Source organism: Pseudomonas sp. IT-P294 (assembly GCF_949767865.1).
Taxonomy (GTDB): Bacteria; Pseudomonadota; Gammaproteobacteria; order Pseudomonadales; family Pseudomonadaceae; genus Aquipseudomonas.
The window spans coordinates 73726-92702 of record NZ_CATKQW010000003.1; the positions used below are offsets into that span (position 1 = coordinate 73726).

Here is an 18977-nt window from a genome sequence, read left to right on the forward strand (position 1 = left end):
CCACTATGAGTGCTCTTTCAAAGGGATGGTCCGCGGTCGTTCCAGCCAGGCACCTTGGCCGTCGGGCACGATTTCGACCACATCGACTTGTGAGCCGCTGATGGCGACGATCCGTCCATCGTTACGCCCCAGGTAGTCGCCGACCTTTAGCCTATGTACACCGCCCGCCCCGCGCAGCAGCGCAAAGGAGCCGGTCGCATTGGAGATCGTGCCGACCATTTCAAACTGCTCGATGTTGAAGCCTTCGAGGTACTGCTTGGTGCGGTTGGGGTCGGGCTTGACGTTGCGCGAGCCATGCTTCTGGCCTGCCAGATCAACCCTGACCTGTCGGGAAAACGGGCTGCGCAGGTTGGCAGCGTTGTAAGTGAATGTGGGGTAAGACTGGAATGTCGGCGCTGGTTCAATCTTGCCGGGCGGCCTGAGGCGCACTTCATTCATGTAGGCATCGAGGTCACTGACGTCATTGGCGTTGCCGCAGCCCGCCAGGCCAGCGAACAACATCGCCATCGAAAAACAACGAACCGGGCTCATTTCTGCAGCCCTTTGTCGTTGTAGCGATAGGTCTTGGCAAGAATGCTCATGCGCAGTTTCGGAGCGCCCTCGGGGTCGACCGGCGCGAGGTCGAAATCATGCAGCGTAACGATCCGCGGCAGCCCGGCCACGCCACTGACAAACGTCGCCAGGTCATGATAGGCACCGGTCACGGTGATCTGGATCGGCAACTCGATATAGAACTGCTGGGTGACCTCCGGCAGCAATTTGATCTCTTCGAACTCCAGCCCGCTGCCCAACCCCGTACGGGTAATGTCTTCCAGCAGACCAGGGACTTCGGTGTCGCTGGGCAATTGCCGCAACAATACGCCGAACGAGTTCTCCATCTCCTTCATCTGCTGGGTGTACAGCTCCAGGTTCGCCGCCATGCGGGCCTTGGTCGCAAATTGCTCCTTGAGGGTCGATTCCTCTTCGCGCTTGAGCCCCAATTGATCTTCCAGATCGCTGAGGTAAAAGGAGTAGCCCAGCGCCAGCACCAGAACCATCAACAGCCCACCTGCCAGCGCCTTGATCGCTGGTGGCCAGGAGCCCATGTTGTTGGTGTCCAGATCGTTGATATCGATCTTGCGCAGCCCTTCTAACCATCCAGAAGGGTTCATTTACCCACCTCCACAACGGCGGGCTGCGTCTGACGGACGGTCAACTGAAAAACATTGGCCTGATCCAGCTGACCGGCGGTGGTCGCCTTGACCTCCGTGAGGCTGGGCGCATCGAACCAGTCCGAGGCGTCCAGATTGCGCATAAGCTCCGACACTCGATTGTTGGACTCCGCCGCGCCGGTGATCGATAAGGTTTTTCCGACCATTTTCACTTCGGTGAAATACACCCCGTCCGGCAGTGTGCGCGCCAATTGGTCGAAAATTCGCCCGCTGATGGGGCGATTGCCTTGCAGGTCCTGGATGATGCGCATGCGCTCCACCAGCTGCTGGCGACGGGACTTCAGATCGCTGATCTGCTTGATCCGCTCGTCGACCACGGCAATCTGCTTGCCGATGTAATCGTTACGGGCCACTTGCCGGTCAATCGCACCGCTGATGATCTGGTCCGCAATAAGTACCGCACCCACGGAACCTGCCAACACACCGACCAGCGCCAGCAAAAAGCGTTTGCGGCGCGCATCGCGCAGCTCCTCGCGCCAGGGTAAAAGGTTGATCCGTGCCATCAGTCGAAACTCCTGAGGGCCAGTCCACAGGCGATCATCAAGGCCGGCGCATCGCTCGCCAGTGCACCCGCATTGACCTTGCTGCTCAGCGCCATGTTGGCGAACGGATTGGCCACCTGGGTCGGCGTACCGAGCCGTTGCTCGATCAACCGGTCAAGCCCCGGGACCGACGCGGTACCACCGGCCAACAGGATGTGATCGACCGCGCTGTATTGACCGGAGGCGAAGAAGAACTGCAATGAACGGGAAACCTGCTGCACCAACGCATCGCGAAAAGGCTGCAAGACTTCGCTGAGGTAGTCATCCGGCAATCCGCCCTGCTTCTTCGCAAGCCCTGCCTGCTCGAGGGTCAGGCCATAACGGCGCTGGATTTCTTCCGTGAGCTGGCGACCACCGAACAATTGTTCGCGGGTGTAGATGATCCGACCGTTATACAGGACGCTAAGAGTGGTCATGGTCGCGCCGATGTCGACCACCGCCACCGTCAAACGCTCCTGAGAGGCGGCCAGATGGGTTGCCAGCAATGCAAAGGAGCGCTCAAGCGCGTAGGCCTCGACGTCCACCACGCGAGCAGTCAGGCCGGCCAGGGCCAGGGCCGCTTCACGCACTTCGACGTTTTCCTTGCGACAGGCCGCCAACAGCACACTGACCCGCTCGGGGTTACGCACCGAAGCGCCCTGGACTTCAAAGTCGATGGCGACCTCATCCAACGGGTAAGGGATGTACTGATCCGCTTCGATCTTGAGTTGGTTTTCCATCTCGTCGTCGGAAAGACCGGCGTCCATCTCGATGGTCTTGGTGATGACGGCCGAGCCGGCAACGGCCACGGCAACGTTCCTGAGACTGGTCTTGGCCTTTGCGAGCACGCGCGCGAGTGCCTGACCCACGCCTTCGAGCTCGGCGATATTTTTTTCGACCACGGCGTTGGCGGGCAACGGTTCGACCGCATAGGCTTCAACCCGATAACGGTCGCCTTGGCGACTAAGCTCTAATAGCTTCACCGACGTGGAGCTGATGTCGATCCCCAGAAGCGTATTGGCCTTCTTGTTAAAGAGTCCTAGCACTACCAATTCCCTATGACTATCCGTGTCTTACGGACTCTGTAATATCCATTGCGTTCAAACCACCCGTCTTGACAGCAGCGCAAATGACGCTCTCGACGGAAAAATGCTTATAATGCCGAGCGATTTTTTCCGGTTTTTACTGCAAGCGCGGGTCGTTCCCTGTTTTCTGAACCCTGTTGCCCAATTCATTCTTTGCCCTGGATATCCCAAAGCCTTGATTCGTCTGCTGAAATTTTTCGGTTGGTCCATCGTCGCCGTTTTCTGCGGACTGCTCCTCGGTCTGAGCGGCGCTTTTCTTTACCTTAGTCCCGGATTGCCATCCGTGGAGGCTCTGAGAAGCATCCAGTTGCAGATTCCGTTGCGGGTTTACAGCAGCGACAACAAGTTGATCGCCGAATTTGGCGAAATGCGCCGTACGCCGATCCGTTTCGCCGACATTCCCCCCAATTTCATCAATGCGTTACTAAGTGCTGAAGACGACAATTTTGCCAACCACTATGGCGTCGATCCCAGCAGCCTGATGCGCGCAGCGACTCAATTGGTTAAAAGCGGACACATCCAGTCCGGCGGCAGTACCATCACTATGCAGGTCGCCAAGAACTTCTTCCTGACCAGTGAACGCAGCTTCTCACGTAAAACCACAGAAATCCTCCTGGCACTGCAAATCGAACGGCAGTTGACCAAGGACGAGATCCTCGAGCTGTACGTCAACAAGATCTATCTGGGTAACCGCGCCTACGGCATCGAAGCCGCTGCGCAGGTTTACTACGGCAAGTCGATTCGTGACGTCAGCCTGGCGCAAATGGCGATGATTGCCGGCCTGCCCAAAGCACCTTCGCGCTTCAACCCGCTGGCCAACCCGGCTCGCAGCAAAGAACGTCGCGACTGGATCCTTGGGCGCATGTACAAGCTCGGGAAAATCTCCGAAGCCGACTACACCACCGCGATCAATGAGCCGCTGAACGCTAGCTACCACGTACCGACCCCGGAAGTGAACGCACCCTACATCGCTGAAATGGCCCGCGCCGAAATGGTCGGCCGCTATGGCAGCGACGCATACACCGAAGGTTTCCGCGTCACCACGACGGTACCGAGCAATTTGCAGGAAATGGCCAACACGGCGGTCCACGAAGGCTTGATGACCTACGACCAGCGTCACGGCTATCGCGGCCCAGAGTCGCGCCTGCCGGGCAAGACTCGCGAAGCCTGGGCAGTCGAGCTGACCAAGCAGCGCACCATCAGCAGTCTCGAGCCTGCGATCGTCACTCAAGTCGACAAGAACGGCCTGCAAGTGATGACCCGCACCGGTGACGAACACGTCGGCTGGGACAGCATGAAGTGGGCGCGTCCGTTCTTGAACACCAACAGCATGGGCGCCAATCCGAAACAACCGTCGGATGTGGCTCAGGTCGGTGATCTGATCCGCGTTCAGCGCCAGCCGGACAACTCACTGAAATTCAGCCAGATCCCGCAAGCACAGGGTGCGCTGGTGTCTCTTGACCCGCAGAACGGCGCCATCCGCTCGCTGGTGGGTGGTTTTGCCTTCGAGCAGAGCAACTACAACCGTGCCATGCAGGCCAAGCGTCAACCGGGTTCGAGCTTCAAGCCATTCGTCTACAGCGCCGCGCTGGATAACGGCTACACCGCCGCCAGCCTGGTCAACGATGCGCCGATCGTGTTCGTCGACGAGTACCTGGACAAGGTCTGGCGTCCGAAGAACGACACCAACACCTTCCTCGGCCCGATTCGCCTGCGTGAAGGCCTGTACAAGTCGCGCAACCTGGTCTCGATCCGCCTGGTGCAGGCGCTGGGTGTTGATCGCACCATCGACTACATCAGCAAATTTGGCTTCAACAAGCAGGACCTGCCGCGCAACTTGTCGCTGGCGCTGGGCACCGCAACCCTGACGCCGATGGAAATCGCCACGGGCTGGAGCACTTTCGCCAACGGCGGTTACAAGGTCAGCCCGTACATCATCGATAAAATCGAAAGCCGCAACGGTGACACCCTGTTCGTTGCCAATCCGCCGAGCGTGCCTCAAGGCGCCGCGGCCACCAGCGGTATCGCCGCACCGGTCGCCCAGACGTTTACGGTCGACCAGACCCCGGGCGAGGCTATTGCCGCGCCAGGCACGACACCACAAACGCCTGCGGTGGCTGAACGCATCATCGATGGCCGCACCACATACATCCTCAACAGCATGCTGGAGGACGTAATCAAACTGGGTACCGGCCGACGCGCCCTGGCCTTGGGCCGTAGCGACATCGCGGGCAAGACCGGGACCACCAACGAATCCAAGGATGCATGGTTCTCGGGCTACAACGCCGACTACGTCACCACGGTCTGGACCGGGTTCGATCAACCGGAAAGCCTGGGCAAGCGCGAGTTCGGCGGCACTGTGGCGCTGCCGATCTGGATGAACTACATGGCGGCAGCCCTCAAAGACAAGCCACCTCATACGCAACCAGAGCCCGAAGGCATTCTCAGCCTGCGGGTCGATCCGGTCAGCGGCCGCGCGGCCAGCCCTGGCACGCCAGGGGCCTACTTCGAACTGTTCAAGGCCGAAGACACGCCGCCATCGGTGAATGAGCTGGGTAACGGCACAGCGCCGGGCAGCCCGCTGCCAGCGGATGAGTCGGCGCCGATCGATTTGTTCTGATCGCGTAGCGACACCAAAAAAGCCCCGCCTTCGAAAGAAGCGCGGGGCTTTTTACTGATCGTTCCCACGCTCTGCGTGGGAATGCCTCTACGGACGCTCCGCGTTCGGCTGCGGGAAGGGACGCGGAGCGTCCCGGGCTGCATTCCCACGCAGAGCGTGGGAACGATCAATGCAAAACTCTCAGATAAAAAAAGCCCCGACTCAAAGTGAACCGGGGCTTTCTGTTGAAGCGCTACAACGGCTTAGCCGTTGAACACATCATCCACGCTTTTCAGCGGGTAGTTCTTCGGATACGGCAGGGTCGCCACACCGGTCTCGATAGCGGCCTTGGCCACGGCATCGGAGATCACGGTGATCAGACGCGCATCCATTGGTTTCGGAATGATGTACTCACGACCGAATTCCAGCTTGATGCCGCCGTAGGCGTCGCACACTTCCTGAGGAACCGGCAGTTTGGCCAGTTCACGCAGGGCGTTGGCTGCTGCCACTTTCATTTCTTCGTTGATGCGCTTGGCGCGAACGTCCAGGGCACCACGGAAGATGAACGGGAAGCCCAGTACGTTGTTGACCTGGTTCGGGTAGTCCGAACGGCCGGTGGCCATGATCACGTCGTCACGGGTGGCGTGAGCCAGTTCCGGGGAGATTTCCGGATCCGGGTTCGAGCATGCGAACACGATCGGGTTGGCCGCCATGGACTTCAGGCCTTCAGCGCTCAGCAGGTTCGGGCCAGACAGGCCGACGAACACGTCAGCACCAGCCAAAGCGTCAGCCAGGGTGCGCTTGTCGGTCGCGTGAGCGAAGACAGCCTTGTACTGGTTCAGGTCGTCACGGCCGGAGTGGATCACACCGGTACGGTCGACCATGAAGATGTTTTCGATGTTGGCGCCCATGCTCACCAGCAATTTCATGCAGGAGATGGCGGCCGCACCGGCACCCAGGCAGACGATCTTGGCGTCAGCCAGGGTTTTGCCAGCGATTTCCAGCGCGTTGATCATGCCGGCCGCAGTCACGATTGCGGTGCCGTGCTGGTCATCGTGGAACACTGGAATGTCGCACTGCTCGATCAGAGCGCGCTCGATCTCAAAGCACTCAGGCGCCTTGATGTCTTCCAGGTTGATGCCACCGAAGGTGATGGAGATGCGCTTGACGGTGTCGATGAAGGCTTGTGGGCTTTCGGAGTCGACTTCGATGTCGAACACGTCGATGCCGGCGAAGCGCTTGAACAGCACGCCTTTACCTTCCATGACAGGCTTGGAAGCCAGTGGGCCGAGGTTACCCAGGCCAAGAATCGCGGTGCCATCGGAAATGACTGCAACCAGGTTGCCTTTGCCGGTGTATTTGTAGGCCAGCTCAGGATCACGAGCGATTTCGCGTACTGGTTCGGCTACGCCGGGGCTGTAGGCCAGCGACAAGTCGCGGGCGGTAGCGGTGGCCTTGGTGAGCTCGACACTCAGCTTACCTGGACGAGGATGGGCGTGATATTCGAGAGCGGCAGTTTTCAAATCAGACATGGGGGCATTCCGCTTTTACTGTTGGACAGACTGGTCAGCGAGGATACGCGCCTCGCAAAATCCCCACAAGACTGACCAGTCACCCCTGTCAAGCGCCCTGCCCTACGACTTTGGGCCAAGAGCCACGGAACACAAGGGATAGACTGTTCACAATCGACTTTGAAAATGTCTACAATTTATTTTTCAAGGCGCCGTTTGCAACATCGACGGATCGGTCAGCGGCAGTAGCCAGCGCGCCTGCCCGGATTTCAAACCACCGCGCCGCGACCGATCCACTACCCAGCCCCGCGCCTCGATTTGCTTGCCCTTCAGCCGTTCAAGGGACGCAACATCGAATTGGTCCAGCAAATTGGGTGCAACACGCAGTACAACCGAATCCTGCAACTCGATCCAAACCCCGCCGCGATTGCGCTGAACCTTGCTGACACGCCCACTGAGCACGGCGAAGCCGGACGCGCTGATCTGCTCCGCTTTCAGTACCGGGGATTGCCGCCACAGTCCAAGACCGGCCTGACGGGCACTGCGTTCGGCGGCTTGCTGGCAGCCGACCAAATCGACATTCGGCGCGACCGCAACCTGAAAACCGAGCCCTTCTGCAAGCATCTGCGCTTCGAGGTTGGCGCCATCAGCACCGTAGACATGAGCCAGCGTGCGACCGTAGTGATCCTTGCTCTCTTTACCTGGCCGCAAACCCACCCGCCCTTCGCTGGCGGCGATTAATGCTTCCAGGCGTTTGCGCGCGGCCACGGCGAACGGCTCGTCGGAGCGACCCTGCTTGCCCAGTTCAGGCGTATTCAGGCCGATCATGCGTACGCTGCGGCCATCGCTCAGGCGCAAAGTGTCGCCATCCACCACCCGCTGCACCGCAACCGATGTCAGTCCGCTGGGTGCCGGGCAGAAGGCCTGAGCACCGGAAAGCCAAATCGCGGACATAAAAAAGGCGCCCACAAGGGACGCCTTTTTCGTTAGCAAGGAAAAGCCCACGGGGCTTTCGAGCCTTACTCTGCTGCTGCAGCAGGTTTCTTGCCAAAAGCACCGAAACGGTCTGCGAAGCGCTGTACACGGCCGCCAGTATCCAGAGTCTTCTGCTTACCGGTGTAGAACGGGTGGCACTCGTTGCATACGTCGATCGCCAGAGGCTTGGCCAGGTTCGAACGAGTTTCGAACTTGTTGCCACAGCTGCAGGTAACTGCGGTGACTTCGTATGTTGGATGGATATCGGCTTTCATGGTGTATTCCTCGGGCTAGCGTGCCGCCACTCAACACTATTGTTGAATACCGCACGTAATTAGGCCGCGGATTCTACCAGACATCGCCAATCGCGCAAGCTGTCGCTTACACCAGTCGTCTGCTAGGCTCCCGGCCTTCTTCACCGCCCCATCATCGAGAAAACCATCGCGTGCCCGACGCCATTTTGCGCCTCGCCCTGCCTTCGCCCCTGCGCCGCCTGTTCGATTACCGCGCCCCGGCCGGGGTCCTGCGCGCCCAGTTGCAACCGGGCATGCGCCTGCGGGTGCCCTTCGGCCGACGGGAGATGATCGGGATTCTGGTGGAAGTCACCGACACCAGCGAAGTGCCGGTGGAAAAACTCAAACCGGCGCTGGCCCTGCTCGACGCCACCCCGCCGCTGCCACCGGCGCTGTTCAAGCTGTGCCTGTGGACGTCCCAGTATTACCAGCACAGTCTGGGCGACACGTTGAGCTGGGCACTGCCGGTATTGTTGCGTCAGGGCGAGTTGGCCGAAGCGCGCCAGGAGCGCTTCTGGTCCGCCGCGCCCGGTGCCAGCCTCGATGACCCGCGAATCGCCCGCGCGCCCCGCCAGCGTGAAGCCCTGGCGACGCTTGCCCAACATCCTCACGGCGTAGCGCATCAATTGCTGAGCAAGCTGATGCTGAGCAAGGATAGCCTGGACCTACTGCTCGCCAAAGATCTGGTGCAGGTGGAAATCCGCAAGCACGCACCTGGCGCTCGCCACGAACACTGGCTCGCGCAGCCCGAACTACCGCTCAACCCCGAACAGCGCGCTGCTTATGAAGCCATTCGCGCCGGGTTCGACAGTTATCACGCCTTCCTCCTGGCCGGCGTCACGGGCAGCGGCAAGACTGAAGTGTATTTGCAGTTGATCCGCGAAACGCTTGAGGCCGGCAAGCAGGCGCTGGTACTGATCCCGGAGATCAACCTCGGTCCGCAAACCCTGGCGCGCTTCGAGCAGCGTTTCAATGCCCGCATCGCCCTGATCCACTCCGCAGTCAACGACCGCGAGCGCCTGGAAGCCTGGCTCGCCGCCCGGGACGGTGACGCCGACATTATTATCGGCACGCGCTCAGCGCTGTTCACGCCGATGAAAAATCCCGGCCTGATCATCATCGATGAAGAGCACGACAGCTCCTATAAACAGCAGGAAGGCCTGCGCTACCACGCCCGGGATCTGGCACTGGTTCGTGCACGTCAGGAAAACATTCCAATCGTGCTCGGCTCCGCCACACCGTCGCTGGAAAGCCTGCACAACGCCTACACCGGCCGGTACGGCCTCCTGCGCCTGAATGAACGGGCGGGTGGTGCCAAGCAGCCGCGGTTCCTGCGTCTGGATGTGAAAAGCCGTCCGCTGGACAGCGGCATTTCCGGGCCAATGCAACAAGCCATCGGTCAGACATTGGCGGCCGGCCAGCAAGTGTTGGTGTTCCTGAACCGCCGCGGCTTCGCGCCGACACTGTTGTGTCATGACTGTGGCTGGATGTCCGAATGCCAGCGCTGCGACGCCCGAATGACCGTGCATCAACGCTCCGGCGAACTGCGCTGTCACCATTGCGGCTACGTCGAGCGCGTACCTCGGCACTGCCCGAAATGCGGCAAGGTCGATTTACGGCCCGTCGGCGCCGGCACCGAGCGCGCCGAGGAGCGCCTGGGCATTTTGTTTCCGGACGTCCCGGTGCTGCGGGTCGACCGCGACAGCACTTCGCGCAAGGACGCGATGAATCAGCTGTTCGCCACCATCCAGAAAGGCCATCCGTGCATCCTGGTCGGTACGCAAATGCTTGCCAAAGGACACCATTTTCCACGGGTGACGCTGGTGTCGATTCTTGATGCCGACGGCGGGCTATTCTCCGGTGACTTCCGCGCCAGCGAGCGCATGGCGCAGCTGATCGTCCAGGTCGCAGGCCGTGCGGGGCGGGCCGAAGAGCCTGGCAAGGTGATTATCCAGACACACTTGGCCGACCACCCACTGCTGGTGCAATTGACCGAACAAGGCTATTTCGCCTTTGCCGAGCAGGCCTTGAGCGAACGTCGATCTGCAGGCTTGCCACCGTTTGCGCATTTGGCGCTGCTGCGGGCCGAAGCGCATAAACCAGGGCAAGCCGAAGGTTTTCTCGATGAGGCATGCAGTGAAGCCGAGCGTTTGCTGACTGAGCAGAATTTGACCGGGATCGAACTACTTGGGCCGGTGCCGGCCCCGATGGAGCGACGTGCCGGGCGCTATCGTGCGCAATTGTTGTTGCAGGCCACGGCTCGGGCGCCGTTGCATCGATTGCTTGCCAGTTGGCTGCTGCTCCTGGAGCAGATGCCGAGCGGGCGTGCGGTGCGCTGGTCTCTCGATGTCGATCCCGTCGATTTGTATTGATATTAAGATCGCCATCGCGAGCAGGCTCGCTCCCACAGGTTTTTGGTAGTGGGCAAATAAAGTATCAACACCGCCGATCCACTGTGGGAGCGAGCCTGCTCGCGATGAGGCCCGAATAGTCACCACATATCCATAACCTGCCCGCTATAGTTGGCAAGCACGTCTGGGCCACGGATAATGCCCAGTTTTTCCACTAGCGCATCCAGGCGCCGCCGCGCTTGCGGTCGAAAGAGAACACCATGAAAGACACCATTCGCCAGCTGATCCAACAAGCCATCACCCAACTCGTCAACGAAGGTGTGTTGCCTGAAGGCCTGTCGCCGGCGATCCAGGTGGAAAACTCCCGTGACAAGAAGAACGGCGACTTCGCCAGCAACATCGCGATGATGCTGGCCAAGCCGGCCGGTATGAAGCCGCGCGACCTGGCCGAGAAAATCATCGCGGCGCTGCCGGCTGACGAAAACGTCACCAAGACCGAGATCGCCGGCCCGGGCTTCCTGAACTTCTTCCAGAATACCGATGCCCTGGCATCACGCCTGGACGCCGCGCTGGCCGACGAACACATTGGCGTGCGCAAGGCTGGCCCGGCGCAACGCACCGTGGTCGATCTGTCGGCGCCGAACCTGGCCAAAGAGATGCACGTCGGCCACTTGCGCTCGACCATCATCGGCGACGGCGTAGCGCGCGTGCTGGAGTTCCTCGGCGACGAGGTGATCCGTCAGAACCACGTTGGCGACTGGGGCACTCAGTTCGGCATGCTGATGGCGTACCTCCAGGAAAACCCGATCACCAGCGACGAACTGTCGGACCTGGAAAACTTCTACCGCGCCGCCAAGCAACGCTTCGATGAATCCGAAGAGTTCGCTGACCGTGCCCGGGGCCTGGTGGTCAAGTTGCAGGCCGGCGACCCTGACTGCCTGGCGCTGTGGACCAAGTTCAAAGACATCTCGCTGTCGCACTGCCAGAAAATCTACGAACTGCTGAACGTCAAACTGACCATGGCCGACGTGATGGGCGAAAGCGCCTACAACGACGACCTGATCAATGTGGTCAATGACCTCAAGGCCGCCGGCATGCTGGTTGAAAGCAACGGCGCGCAATGCGTGTTCCTCGACGAGTTCAAGAACGCCGACGGCGACCCGCTGCCGGTGATCATCGTCAAGGCTGACGGCGGCTACCTCTACGCCACCACCGACCTGGCGGCCGTGCGCTATCGCAGCGGCAAGCTCAAGGCTGATCGCGCGCTGTACTTCGTCGACCAGCGTCAGGCGCTGCACTTCCAGCAAGTGTTCGCGGTCGCTCGCAAGGCCGGCTTCGTGACGCACCCGATGGAAATGGAACACATGGGCTTCGGCACCATGAATGGTAAAGATGGCCGTCCGTTCAAGACCCGTGACGGCGGCACCGTGAAGCTGATCGACCTGCTGACCGAAGCCCAGGAGCGCGCCTACACCCTGGTGAAGGACAAGAACCCGGAGCTTGCCGATGACGAGTTGCGCAAAATCGCCAAGGTCGTGGGCATCGGTGCGGTGAAATATGCCGACCTGTCCAAACACCGCACCAGCGACTACAGCTTCAACTTCGATCTGATGTTGAACTTCGAAGGCAATACCGCGCCTTACCTGCTGTATGCCTACACCCGCGTGGCCGGTGTGTTCCGCAAACTGGGCAAGGACTTCAGCGAAGTCGAAGGCAAGATTGTCCTTGAAGCGGAGCACGAGCATGAACTGGCGGCCAAACTGGCGCAGTTCGGCGAAGTACTGAATAACGTTTGCGAAAAAGGCACACCGCACATCCTGTGCACCTACCTGTACGATGTCGCCGGTCTGTTCTCCAGTTTCTACGAGAACTGCCCGATCCTCAGCGCCGACACCCCGGCGCAAATGCAGAGCCGCCTGCGCCTCGCCGCGCTGACCGGTCGCACTCTCAAGCAAGGCCTGGAACTCTTGGGTCTGGAAACTCTGGAGCGTATGTAAGTTGGCTGCCAAGAAAAAACCTGCACCCAAGCGTGGCGCCAGCCGTTACCAAGCCCCTGCAAAGCAACCGATCCCGGGTTGGTTGTGGATGGCCATCGGCCTGACGGTCGGTGCGTTCGTTGTGTTCCTGATGAAGCTGGAACCGGGCAAGGGCAGTGAAAGCGTCAAGCGCGAGAAGATCGAGCAGCAGAAAGCGACGAAAATCGCCGAGGCCAACAAGACGCCGCCGAGCCCGACGCAACCGGTCAAGCCCAAGTACGACTTCTATACCCTGCTGCCGGAATCGGAAGTGATCGTGCCGCCGGATGCCGTGCCGGAGAAAACGCTGCCGTCGCCGCAAGTGCCAGCCGTTCCGACCACGCCGGTCACACCAGAGCAGGCGGCGAAGATCGACACACAGCGCGCTCAGGCCGCACTGGCCGGGATCACGCCGCCGCCAGCACCACCGGTGTCGAAAGCGGCGCCAGTGACCAAGTTCTTCTTGCAGGCGGGTTCCTTCCGCAAGCAAGCCGACGCGGACAAGGTTCGGGCGCAGATCATTCTGCTGGGCCAGGCGGTGGCGGTTGAATCCGGCACCGTTAAAGACGAAACCTGGTATCGGGTGTTGGTCGGACCGTTCAGCAACCGCGAGCAACTGACCACCGCGCAGAAACAACTGGCCGGCGCCGGCTTCAGCAACCTGTTGTTACAACAACGTCAGAACCGCTGACCCACCTCCGATCGTTCCCACGCTCCGCGTGGGAACGCCTCAAGGGACGCTCCGCGTTCCAGCTTTAGAAAGGGACGCGGAGCGTCCCGGGCTGCATTCCCACGCAGAGCGTGGGAACGATCACGCTCTACACCGCTCGTCCCCTCTCCTGCCCCACAGTTGAAATACGCGCCACCACCCCCATATGAGTTTGCATAAGGCATTTTCGCCCCGCTGCGTGGAGACTCTCCCTTTGACCACCATCGTTTCAGTTCGCCGCCACGGCAAAGTCGTCATGGGCGGCGACGGCCAGGTTTCTCTTGGCAATACCGTGATGAAAGGCAACGCGAAGAAAGTTCGCCGCCTGTACCACGGCCAGGTTATCGCCGGTTTTGCCGGGGCCACCGCTGACGCCTTCACGCTCTTCGAGCGCTTCGAAGGCCAGCTTGAGAAACATCAGGGCCACTTGGTTCGCGCCGCTGTCGAACTCGCCAAAGAATGGCGCACTGACCGCTCCCTCAGCCGCCTCGAAGCCATGCTCGCGGTCGCCAACAAAGACGCGTCTCTGATCATCACCGGCAACGGCGACGTGGTTGAGCCCGAGCAAGGCTTGATCGCCATGGGTTCCGGTGGCGGTTACGCCCAGGCTGCCGCCAGCGCCTTGCTGAAGAAAACCGATCTGTCGGCCCGGGAAATCGTCGAAACCGCTCTCGGCATCGCTGGCGACATCTGCGTATTCACCAACCACACCTTTACCATTGAGGAGCAGGACCTCGCGGAGTAAGCCTGTTCCGGCCTTAGTGCCACGGCTCACTTTTGCTTGAGGACCGCCAATTACTATGTCCATGACTCCCCGTGAAATCGTCCACGAACTCAATCGCCATATCATCGGCCAGGACGATGCCAAGCGCGCCGTCGCCATCGCGCTGCGTAACCGCTGGCGCCGGATGCAGCTGCCGGAAGAGCTGCGCGTTGAAGTTACCCCCAAGAACATCCTGATGATCGGCCCGACCGGTGTCGGTAAAACCGAGATCGCCCGTCGCCTGGCCAAACTCGCCAATGCGCCGTTCATCAAAGTCGAAGCCACCAAGTTCACCGAAGTCGGCTACGTCGGTCGCGACGTCGAGTCGATCATTCGTGACCTGGCCGATGCCGCCATCAAATTGCTGCGCGAACAGGAAATGACCAAGGTTCGCCACCGCGCCGAAGACGCCGCCGAAGACCGCATCCTCGACGCCCTGCTGCCACCGGCGCGCATGGGCTTCAGCAATGACGACGCGCCGTCTTCTTCCGATTCCAACACCCGCCAGCTGTTCCGCAAGCGCCTGCGTGAAGGCCAGCTGGATGACAAGGAGATCGAAATCGAAGTCGCCGAAATGGCCGGCGTCGACATCTCCGCGCCACCGGGCATGGAAGAAATGACCAATCAGTTGCAGAGCCTGTTTGCCAATATGGGCAAGGGCAAACGCAAGAGCCGCAAGATCAAGGTCAAGGAAGCGCTGAAACTGGTGCGTGACGAAGAAGCCAGCCGCCTGGTCAACGATGATGAGTTGAAGGCCAAGGCCCTGGAAGCGGTCGAACAGCACGGCATTGTGTTCATCGACGAAATCGACAAAGTCGCCAAGCGCGGTAACTCCGGCGGAGTCGACGTGTCCCGCGAAGGCGTGCAGCGCGACTTGCTGCCTTTGATCGAAGGCTGCACCGTCAACACCAAGCTGGGCATGGTCAAGACCGACCACATCCTGTTCATCGCTTCCGGCGCGTTCCACCTGAGCAAGCCGAGCGACCTGGTGCCTGAGCTGCAAGGTCGTCTGCCAATTCGTGTCGAATTGAAGGCGCTGACGCCTGAAGATTTCGAGCGCATTCTCAGCGAGCCGCACGCCTCGCTCACCGAGCAATATTGCGCCTTGCTGAAAACCGAAGGCCTGTCCATCGAGTTCCAGCCGGACGGCATCAAGCGCATCGCCGAGATCGCCTGGCAGGTCAACGAGAAGACCGAGAACATCGGTGCCCGCCGCCTGCACACCTTGCTCGAGCGTCTGCTCGAAGAGGTGTCGTTCAGCGCCGGCGACCTGGCCAGCGCCCACGACGACAAGGTGATCATGATCGACGCCGACTACGTCAACAGCCACTTGGGTGAATTGGCGCAAAACGAAGACCTGTCCCGTTATATCCTGTAAGCAACTCTTACAGTGATGGAGAACCTGTGGGAGCGAGCTTGCTCGCGATGAGGCCATCTCATTCGATATTGATGTTGAATGTGATACCGCAATCGCGAGCAAGCTCGCTCCCACAAGGATCTTCACAAAGCGGACATCCAGTCATGATTCCCACCGATATCAAGTTGCACAAAGCCTCCAAAACCCTGTCGCTGAAATACGCGTCCGGCGAGGAATATCACCTGCCCGCCGAGTTCCTGCGCGTGCACTCTCCTTCCGCCGAGGTCCAGGGCCACGGCAAACCTATCCTGCAATTTGGCAAGATCGGCGTAGGCCTGACCAAGGTAGAACCGGCCGGTCAGTACGCACTGAAATTGACCTTCGACGATGGCCACGACAGCGGCCTGTTCACTTGGGAATATCTGTACGAACTCGGGCGGCGCCAGGACGCACTTTGGGATGACTATCTTGCGGAACTCAAAGCCGCCGGAAAAACCCGCGACCCGAGCCAGTCCGTCGTCAAGCTGATGCTCTAAGTCAGGCCTCTTGCTCTTTAGAGGGCATTTTCTAATTCCATCTGTTTGAATGCTCCGCTCCTGGGTCACTGATTGGCCCGCTTGCGAAAAAAATTAAACTCGGGTAACCAATGGAGCTGGCAAGTTCCCTGCAGTGCTCTCTGCGATTGAAAAAAGCAGCGATGCAGAATTAACGGTCACCCGAGCAGTAGTACCTGGCCTTGGCTGTGTGCGACTACACAGCTGGACCCAGGTACTCGTCTCAGGACAATGGAGCGTCGTAGATGAGTAACAAGAATAACGATGACTTGAAGTATCAAGCCTCGGAAAACACCTTGGGGCTGAATCCTGTCGTTGGGCTGCGTGGAAAGGATCTTCTGGCGTCCGCTCGGATGGTGCTCAGGCAGGCCATCAAGCAACCGATTCACAGTGCAAAGCATGTCGCCCATTTCGGCCTTGAACTGAAGAACGTGTTATTCGGTAAATCCGAGCTTCAACCTACAAGCGATGACCGTCGTTTTGCCGATCCGGCCTGGAGCCAGAACCCGCTCTATAAGCGTTATTTGCAAACTTACCTGGCGTGGCGCAAGGAGCTCCACGCCTGGATCGACGAGAGCAACCTGCCGCCCAAAGACGTCAGTCGCGGGCATTTCGTGATCAACCTCATGACCGAAGCCATGGCCCCGACCAACAGTGCGGCCAACCCGGCGGCGGTCAAGCGCTTCTTTGAAACCGGCGGCAAAAGCCTGCTCGACGGCCTCTCGCACCTCGCCAAGGACCTGGTGCACAACGGCGGCATGCCGAGCCAGGTCAACATGGGCGCCTTCGAAGTCGGCAAGAGCCTGGGCGTGACCGAAGGTGCGGTGGTGTTCCGCAACGACGTACTGGAGCTGATCCAGTACCGCCCGATCACCGAGCAGGTGCATGAGCGTCCGCTACTGGTGGTGCCGCCGCAGATCAACAAGTTCTATGTATTCGACCTGAGCCCGGACAAGAGCCTGGCGCGTTTCTGCCTGCGCAACAATGTGCAGACCTTCATCGTCAGCTGGCGCAACCCGACCAAGGAACAGCGTGAGTGGGGTCTGTCGACCTACATCGAAGCGCTCAAGGAAGCGGTCGACGTGGTGATGGCGATCACCGGCAGCAAAGACGTGAACATGCTCGGTGCTTGCTCCGGCGGCATTACCTGCACCGCGCTGCTGGGCCACTACGCTGCGATCGGCGAGAAGAAGGTCAACGCCCTGACCTTGCTGGTCAGCGTGCTGGACACGACCCTGGACAGCGACGTAGCACTGTTCGTTGATGAACAAACCCTCGAAGCCGCCAAGCGCCATTCCTACCAGGCCGGCGTGCTGGAAGGCCGCGACATGGCGAAAGTCTTCGCCTGGATGCGCCCCAACGATTTGATCTGGAACTACTGGGTCAACAACTATCTGCTCGGCAACGAGCCGCCGGTGTTCGACATCCTGTTCTGGAACAACGACACCACCCGATTGCCCGCCGCATTCCACGGCGACCTGATCGAGATGTTCAAAAACAATCCACTGATCCGACCCAACGCACTGGAAGTGTGCGGTACGCCCATCGACCTGAAACAGGTCACCGCCGACATCTTTTCCCTGGCCGGCACCAACGACCACATCACCCCGTGGAAGTCCTGCTACAAGTCGGCGCAGCTGTTTGGCGGCAAGGTCGAGTTCGTGCTGTCAAGCAGCGGGCATATCCAGAGCATTCTGAACCCGCCGGGCAATCCGAAGTCACGTTATATGACCAGCTCCGAGATGCCGGTCAAAGCCGAGGACTGGCAAGAAAACTCCACCAAGCACACCGACTCCTGGTGGCTGCACTGGCAGGCGTGGCAAGCCGAGCGTTCGGGCAAATTGAAAAAAACCCCGGCAAGCCTTGGCAATAAAACCTACCCGGCAGGCGAGGCAGCGCCAGGCACTTACGTACACGAGCGGTAACCGACACACCTCGATCCCTGTGGGAGCGGGCTTGCCCGCGATGACGGCGGCAGCCTCAGCCAATGTGCTGACTGATACACCGCTATCGCGGGCGAGCCCGCTCCCACAAGGTTTCGGGAATGAATTAACCCACAGGGCTTGAAGCCATGCCGCAACCTTTCATATTCCGTACCGTCGACCTGGATGGCCAGACCCTCCGCACGGCAGTACGTCCCGGCAAGCCTCATTTGACGCCCTTGCTTATTTTCAACGGCATCGGCGCCAACCTGGAGCTGGTGTTTCCGTTTGTCGCGGCGCTGGACCCGGACCTGGAAGTCATCGCGTTCGACGTCCCCGGTGTCGGCGGATCATCCACACCCAATCGGCCATACCGCTTTCCGGGCCTGGCCAAACTCACGGCGCGGATGCTCGACTACCTCGACTACGGGCAAGTCAACGTCATCGGCGTTTCCTGGGGAGGCGCCCTCGCCCAGCAATTCGCCTATGACTATCCCGAACGCTGCAAGAAGCTCGTGCTCGCCGCCACTGCAGCCGGCGCCGTGATGGTACCGGGCAAACCGAAAGTGCTGTGGATGATGGCCAGCCCCCGGCGCTATATCCAGCCATCCCATGTGATTCGTATTGCACCGATGATCTACGGCGGCTCGTTCCGGCGCGATCCGACGCTGGCCGCCAGCCATGCGGCGAAGGTCCGTTCGGCGGGCAAGCTCGGTTACTACTGGCAGCTGTTCGCCGGATTCGGCTGGACCAGCATTCACTGGCTGCACAAGATCAATCAGCCAACCCTGGTACTGGCCGGCGATGACGATCCACTGATCCCGCTGATCAACATGCGCATGCTGGCCTGGCGGATTCCCAATGCCCAGTTGCACATCATCGATGACGGGCATCTGTTCTTGATTACCCGCGCTGAAGCCGTGGCACCGATCATCATGAAATTTCTCGAGGAGGAGCGTCAGCGCGCCGTGATGCATCCGCATCCGGCGCCATCGGGCGGTTAACCGGCCCGTTGTCGGCCGGCAGGACGCCGCGCCGCGCAACAACCCGTTACAGCGTCTATGGTGTTCTGGTTCGTGTATTTGTTTTTGGCCTGAAGACGAAGGAGTGT

The 18977-nt window shown here is 60.1% G+C and carries 16 protein-coding genes; 9 read left to right on the plus strand and 7 right to left on the minus strand.

Going from position 1 to position 18977, the window contains the following annotated elements:
* Positions 1–3 precede the first annotated feature (3 nt).
* The 4 genes from ACM6I0_RS02705 to ACM6I0_RS02720 are packed head-to-tail and all read right to left on the minus strand — an operon-like array spanning position 4 to position 2778.
* Entirely contained in the window at positions 4–531 is a 528-nt protein-coding gene (locus ACM6I0_RS02705; RefSeq protein ID WP_285433582.1) for a pilus assembly protein PilP, read from the minus strand.
* A complete protein-coding gene (gene pilO, locus ACM6I0_RS02710) occupies positions 528–1151 on the minus strand; it encodes a type 4a pilus biogenesis protein PilO (protein WP_285433580.1) in 624 nt (207 codons plus the stop codon). Before pilO ends, ACM6I0_RS02705 begins: the two co-directional genes overlap by 4 nt.
* Positions 1148–1714, minus strand: a complete 567-nt coding sequence (locus ACM6I0_RS02715; protein ID WP_285433579.1) for a PilN domain-containing protein — start codon at positions 1712–1714, stop codon at positions 1148–1150. Before ACM6I0_RS02715 ends, pilO begins: the two co-directional genes overlap by 4 nt.
* Positions 1714–2778, minus strand: coding sequence for a pilus assembly protein PilM (locus tag ACM6I0_RS02720; protein WP_285433577.1), 1065 nt, complete (start codon positions 2776–2778; stop codon positions 1714–1716). The genes ACM6I0_RS02715 and ACM6I0_RS02720 overlap by 1 nt, the downstream gene beginning before the upstream one ends.
* Before the next feature lie 217 nt (positions 2779–2995).
* On the opposite strand from ACM6I0_RS02720, the gene ACM6I0_RS02725 reads away from it, so the two are divergent.
* Positions 2996–5437 (plus strand): penicillin-binding protein 1A, encoded by a 2442-nt coding sequence (locus ACM6I0_RS02725; protein ID WP_414921443.1) that lies wholly within the window; start codon positions 2996–2998, stop codon positions 5435–5437.
* A gap of 242 nt (positions 5438–5679) precedes the next feature.
* Here ACM6I0_RS02725 and ACM6I0_RS02730 read toward each other — a convergent pair whose 3' ends face one another.
* From ACM6I0_RS02730 to rpmE, 3 genes are all read right to left on the minus strand, one after another.
* Positions 5680–6948 carry a malic enzyme-like NAD(P)-binding protein gene (locus tag ACM6I0_RS02730; RefSeq protein ID WP_253435232.1) on the minus strand — a complete coding sequence of 423 codons (1269 nt, stop codon included), beginning with the start codon at positions 6946–6948 and terminating at the stop codon, positions 5680–5682.
* A gap of 183 nt (positions 6949–7131) precedes the next feature.
* On the minus strand, positions 7132–7920 hold the full coding sequence (locus tag ACM6I0_RS02735) for a thermonuclease family protein (RefSeq protein WP_414921396.1): 789 nt from the start codon (positions 7918–7920) through the stop codon (positions 7132–7134).
* Positions 7921–7946: 26 nt separating this feature from the next.
* Entirely contained in the window at positions 7947–8177 is a 231-nt protein-coding gene (gene rpmE / locus ACM6I0_RS02740; protein WP_054054615.1) for a 50S ribosomal protein L31, read from the minus strand.
* Between the two features lie 170 nt (positions 8178–8347).
* Between rpmE and ACM6I0_RS02745 the strand changes: the two genes are divergently transcribed.
* From ACM6I0_RS02745 to phaZ, 8 genes are all read left to right on the plus strand, one after another.
* Entirely contained in the window at positions 8348–10567 is a 2220-nt protein-coding gene (locus tag ACM6I0_RS02745) for a primosomal protein N' (protein ID WP_414921397.1), read from the plus strand.
* A gap of 239 nt (positions 10568–10806) precedes the next feature.
* Positions 10807–12543 carry an arginine--tRNA ligase gene (gene argS / locus ACM6I0_RS02750; RefSeq protein ID WP_285433566.1) on the plus strand — a complete coding sequence of 579 codons (1737 nt, stop codon included), beginning with the start codon at positions 10807–10809 and terminating at the stop codon, positions 12541–12543.
* A 1-nt stretch (position 12544) separates the two neighbouring features.
* Positions 12545–13252: an SPOR domain-containing protein gene (locus tag ACM6I0_RS02755; RefSeq protein WP_222589425.1), complete on the plus strand. Its 708-nt coding sequence runs from the start codon at positions 12545–12547 to the stop codon at positions 13250–13252.
* A gap of 232 nt (positions 13253–13484) precedes the next feature.
* Positions 13485–14015 (plus strand): ATP-dependent protease subunit HslV, encoded by a 531-nt coding sequence (gene hslV, locus ACM6I0_RS02760; RefSeq protein WP_090176604.1) that lies wholly within the window; start codon positions 13485–13487, stop codon positions 14013–14015.
* Positions 14016–14070: 55 nt separating this feature from the next.
* Entirely contained in the window at positions 14071–15411 is a 1341-nt protein-coding gene (gene hslU, locus ACM6I0_RS02765; RefSeq protein WP_208670444.1) for an ATP-dependent protease ATPase subunit HslU, read from the plus strand.
* A gap of 143 nt (positions 15412–15554) precedes the next feature.
* A complete protein-coding gene (locus ACM6I0_RS02770) occupies positions 15555–15926 on the plus strand; it encodes a DUF971 domain-containing protein (RefSeq protein ID WP_285433563.1) in 372 nt (123 codons plus the stop codon).
* Between the two features lie 263 nt (positions 15927–16189).
* Positions 16190–17869, plus strand: coding sequence for a class II poly(R)-hydroxyalkanoic acid synthase (gene phaC, locus ACM6I0_RS02775; RefSeq protein ID WP_285433561.1), 1680 nt, complete (start codon positions 16190–16192; stop codon positions 17867–17869).
* Positions 17870–18015: 146 nt separating this feature from the next.
* Entirely contained in the window at positions 18016–18870 is an 855-nt protein-coding gene (phaZ, locus tag ACM6I0_RS02780; RefSeq protein WP_285433559.1) for a poly(3-hydroxyalkanoate) depolymerase, read from the plus strand.
* The last annotated feature ends 107 nt before the right edge of the window (positions 18871–18977 follow it).

Coding starts and splice junctions, on each gene's coding strand:
- ACM6I0_RS02705 (WP_285433582.1), bottom strand. CDS start 531: ATGAGCCCGGTTCGTTGTTTTTCGATGGCGATGTTGTTCGCTGGCCTG.
- pilO (WP_285433580.1), bottom strand. CDS start 1,151: ATGAACCCTTCTGGATGGTTAGAAGGGCTGCGCAAGATCGATATCAAC.
- ACM6I0_RS02715 (WP_285433579.1), bottom strand. CDS start 1,714: ATGGCACGGATCAACCTTTTACCCTGGCGCGAGGAGCTGCGCGATGCG.
- ACM6I0_RS02730 (WP_253435232.1), bottom strand. CDS start 6,948: ATGTCTGATTTGAAAACTGCCGCTCTCGAATATCACGCCCATCCTCGT.
- rpmE (WP_054054615.1), bottom strand. CDS start 8,177: ATGAAAGCCGATATCCATCCAACATACGAAGTCACCGCAGTTACCTGC.
- argS (WP_285433566.1), top strand. CDS start 10,807: ATGAAAGACACCATTCGCCAGCTGATCCAACAAGCCATCACCCAACTC.
- hslU (WP_208670444.1), top strand. CDS start 14,071: ATGTCCATGACTCCCCGTGAAATCGTCCACGAACTCAATCGCCATATC.
- ACM6I0_RS02770 (WP_285433563.1), top strand. CDS start 15,555: ATGATTCCCACCGATATCAAGTTGCACAAAGCCTCCAAAACCCTGTCG.
- phaC (WP_285433561.1), top strand. CDS start 16,190: ATGAGTAACAAGAATAACGATGACTTGAAGTATCAAGCCTCGGAAAAC.
- phaZ (WP_285433559.1), top strand. CDS start 18,016: ATGCCGCAACCTTTCATATTCCGTACCGTCGACCTGGATGGCCAGACC.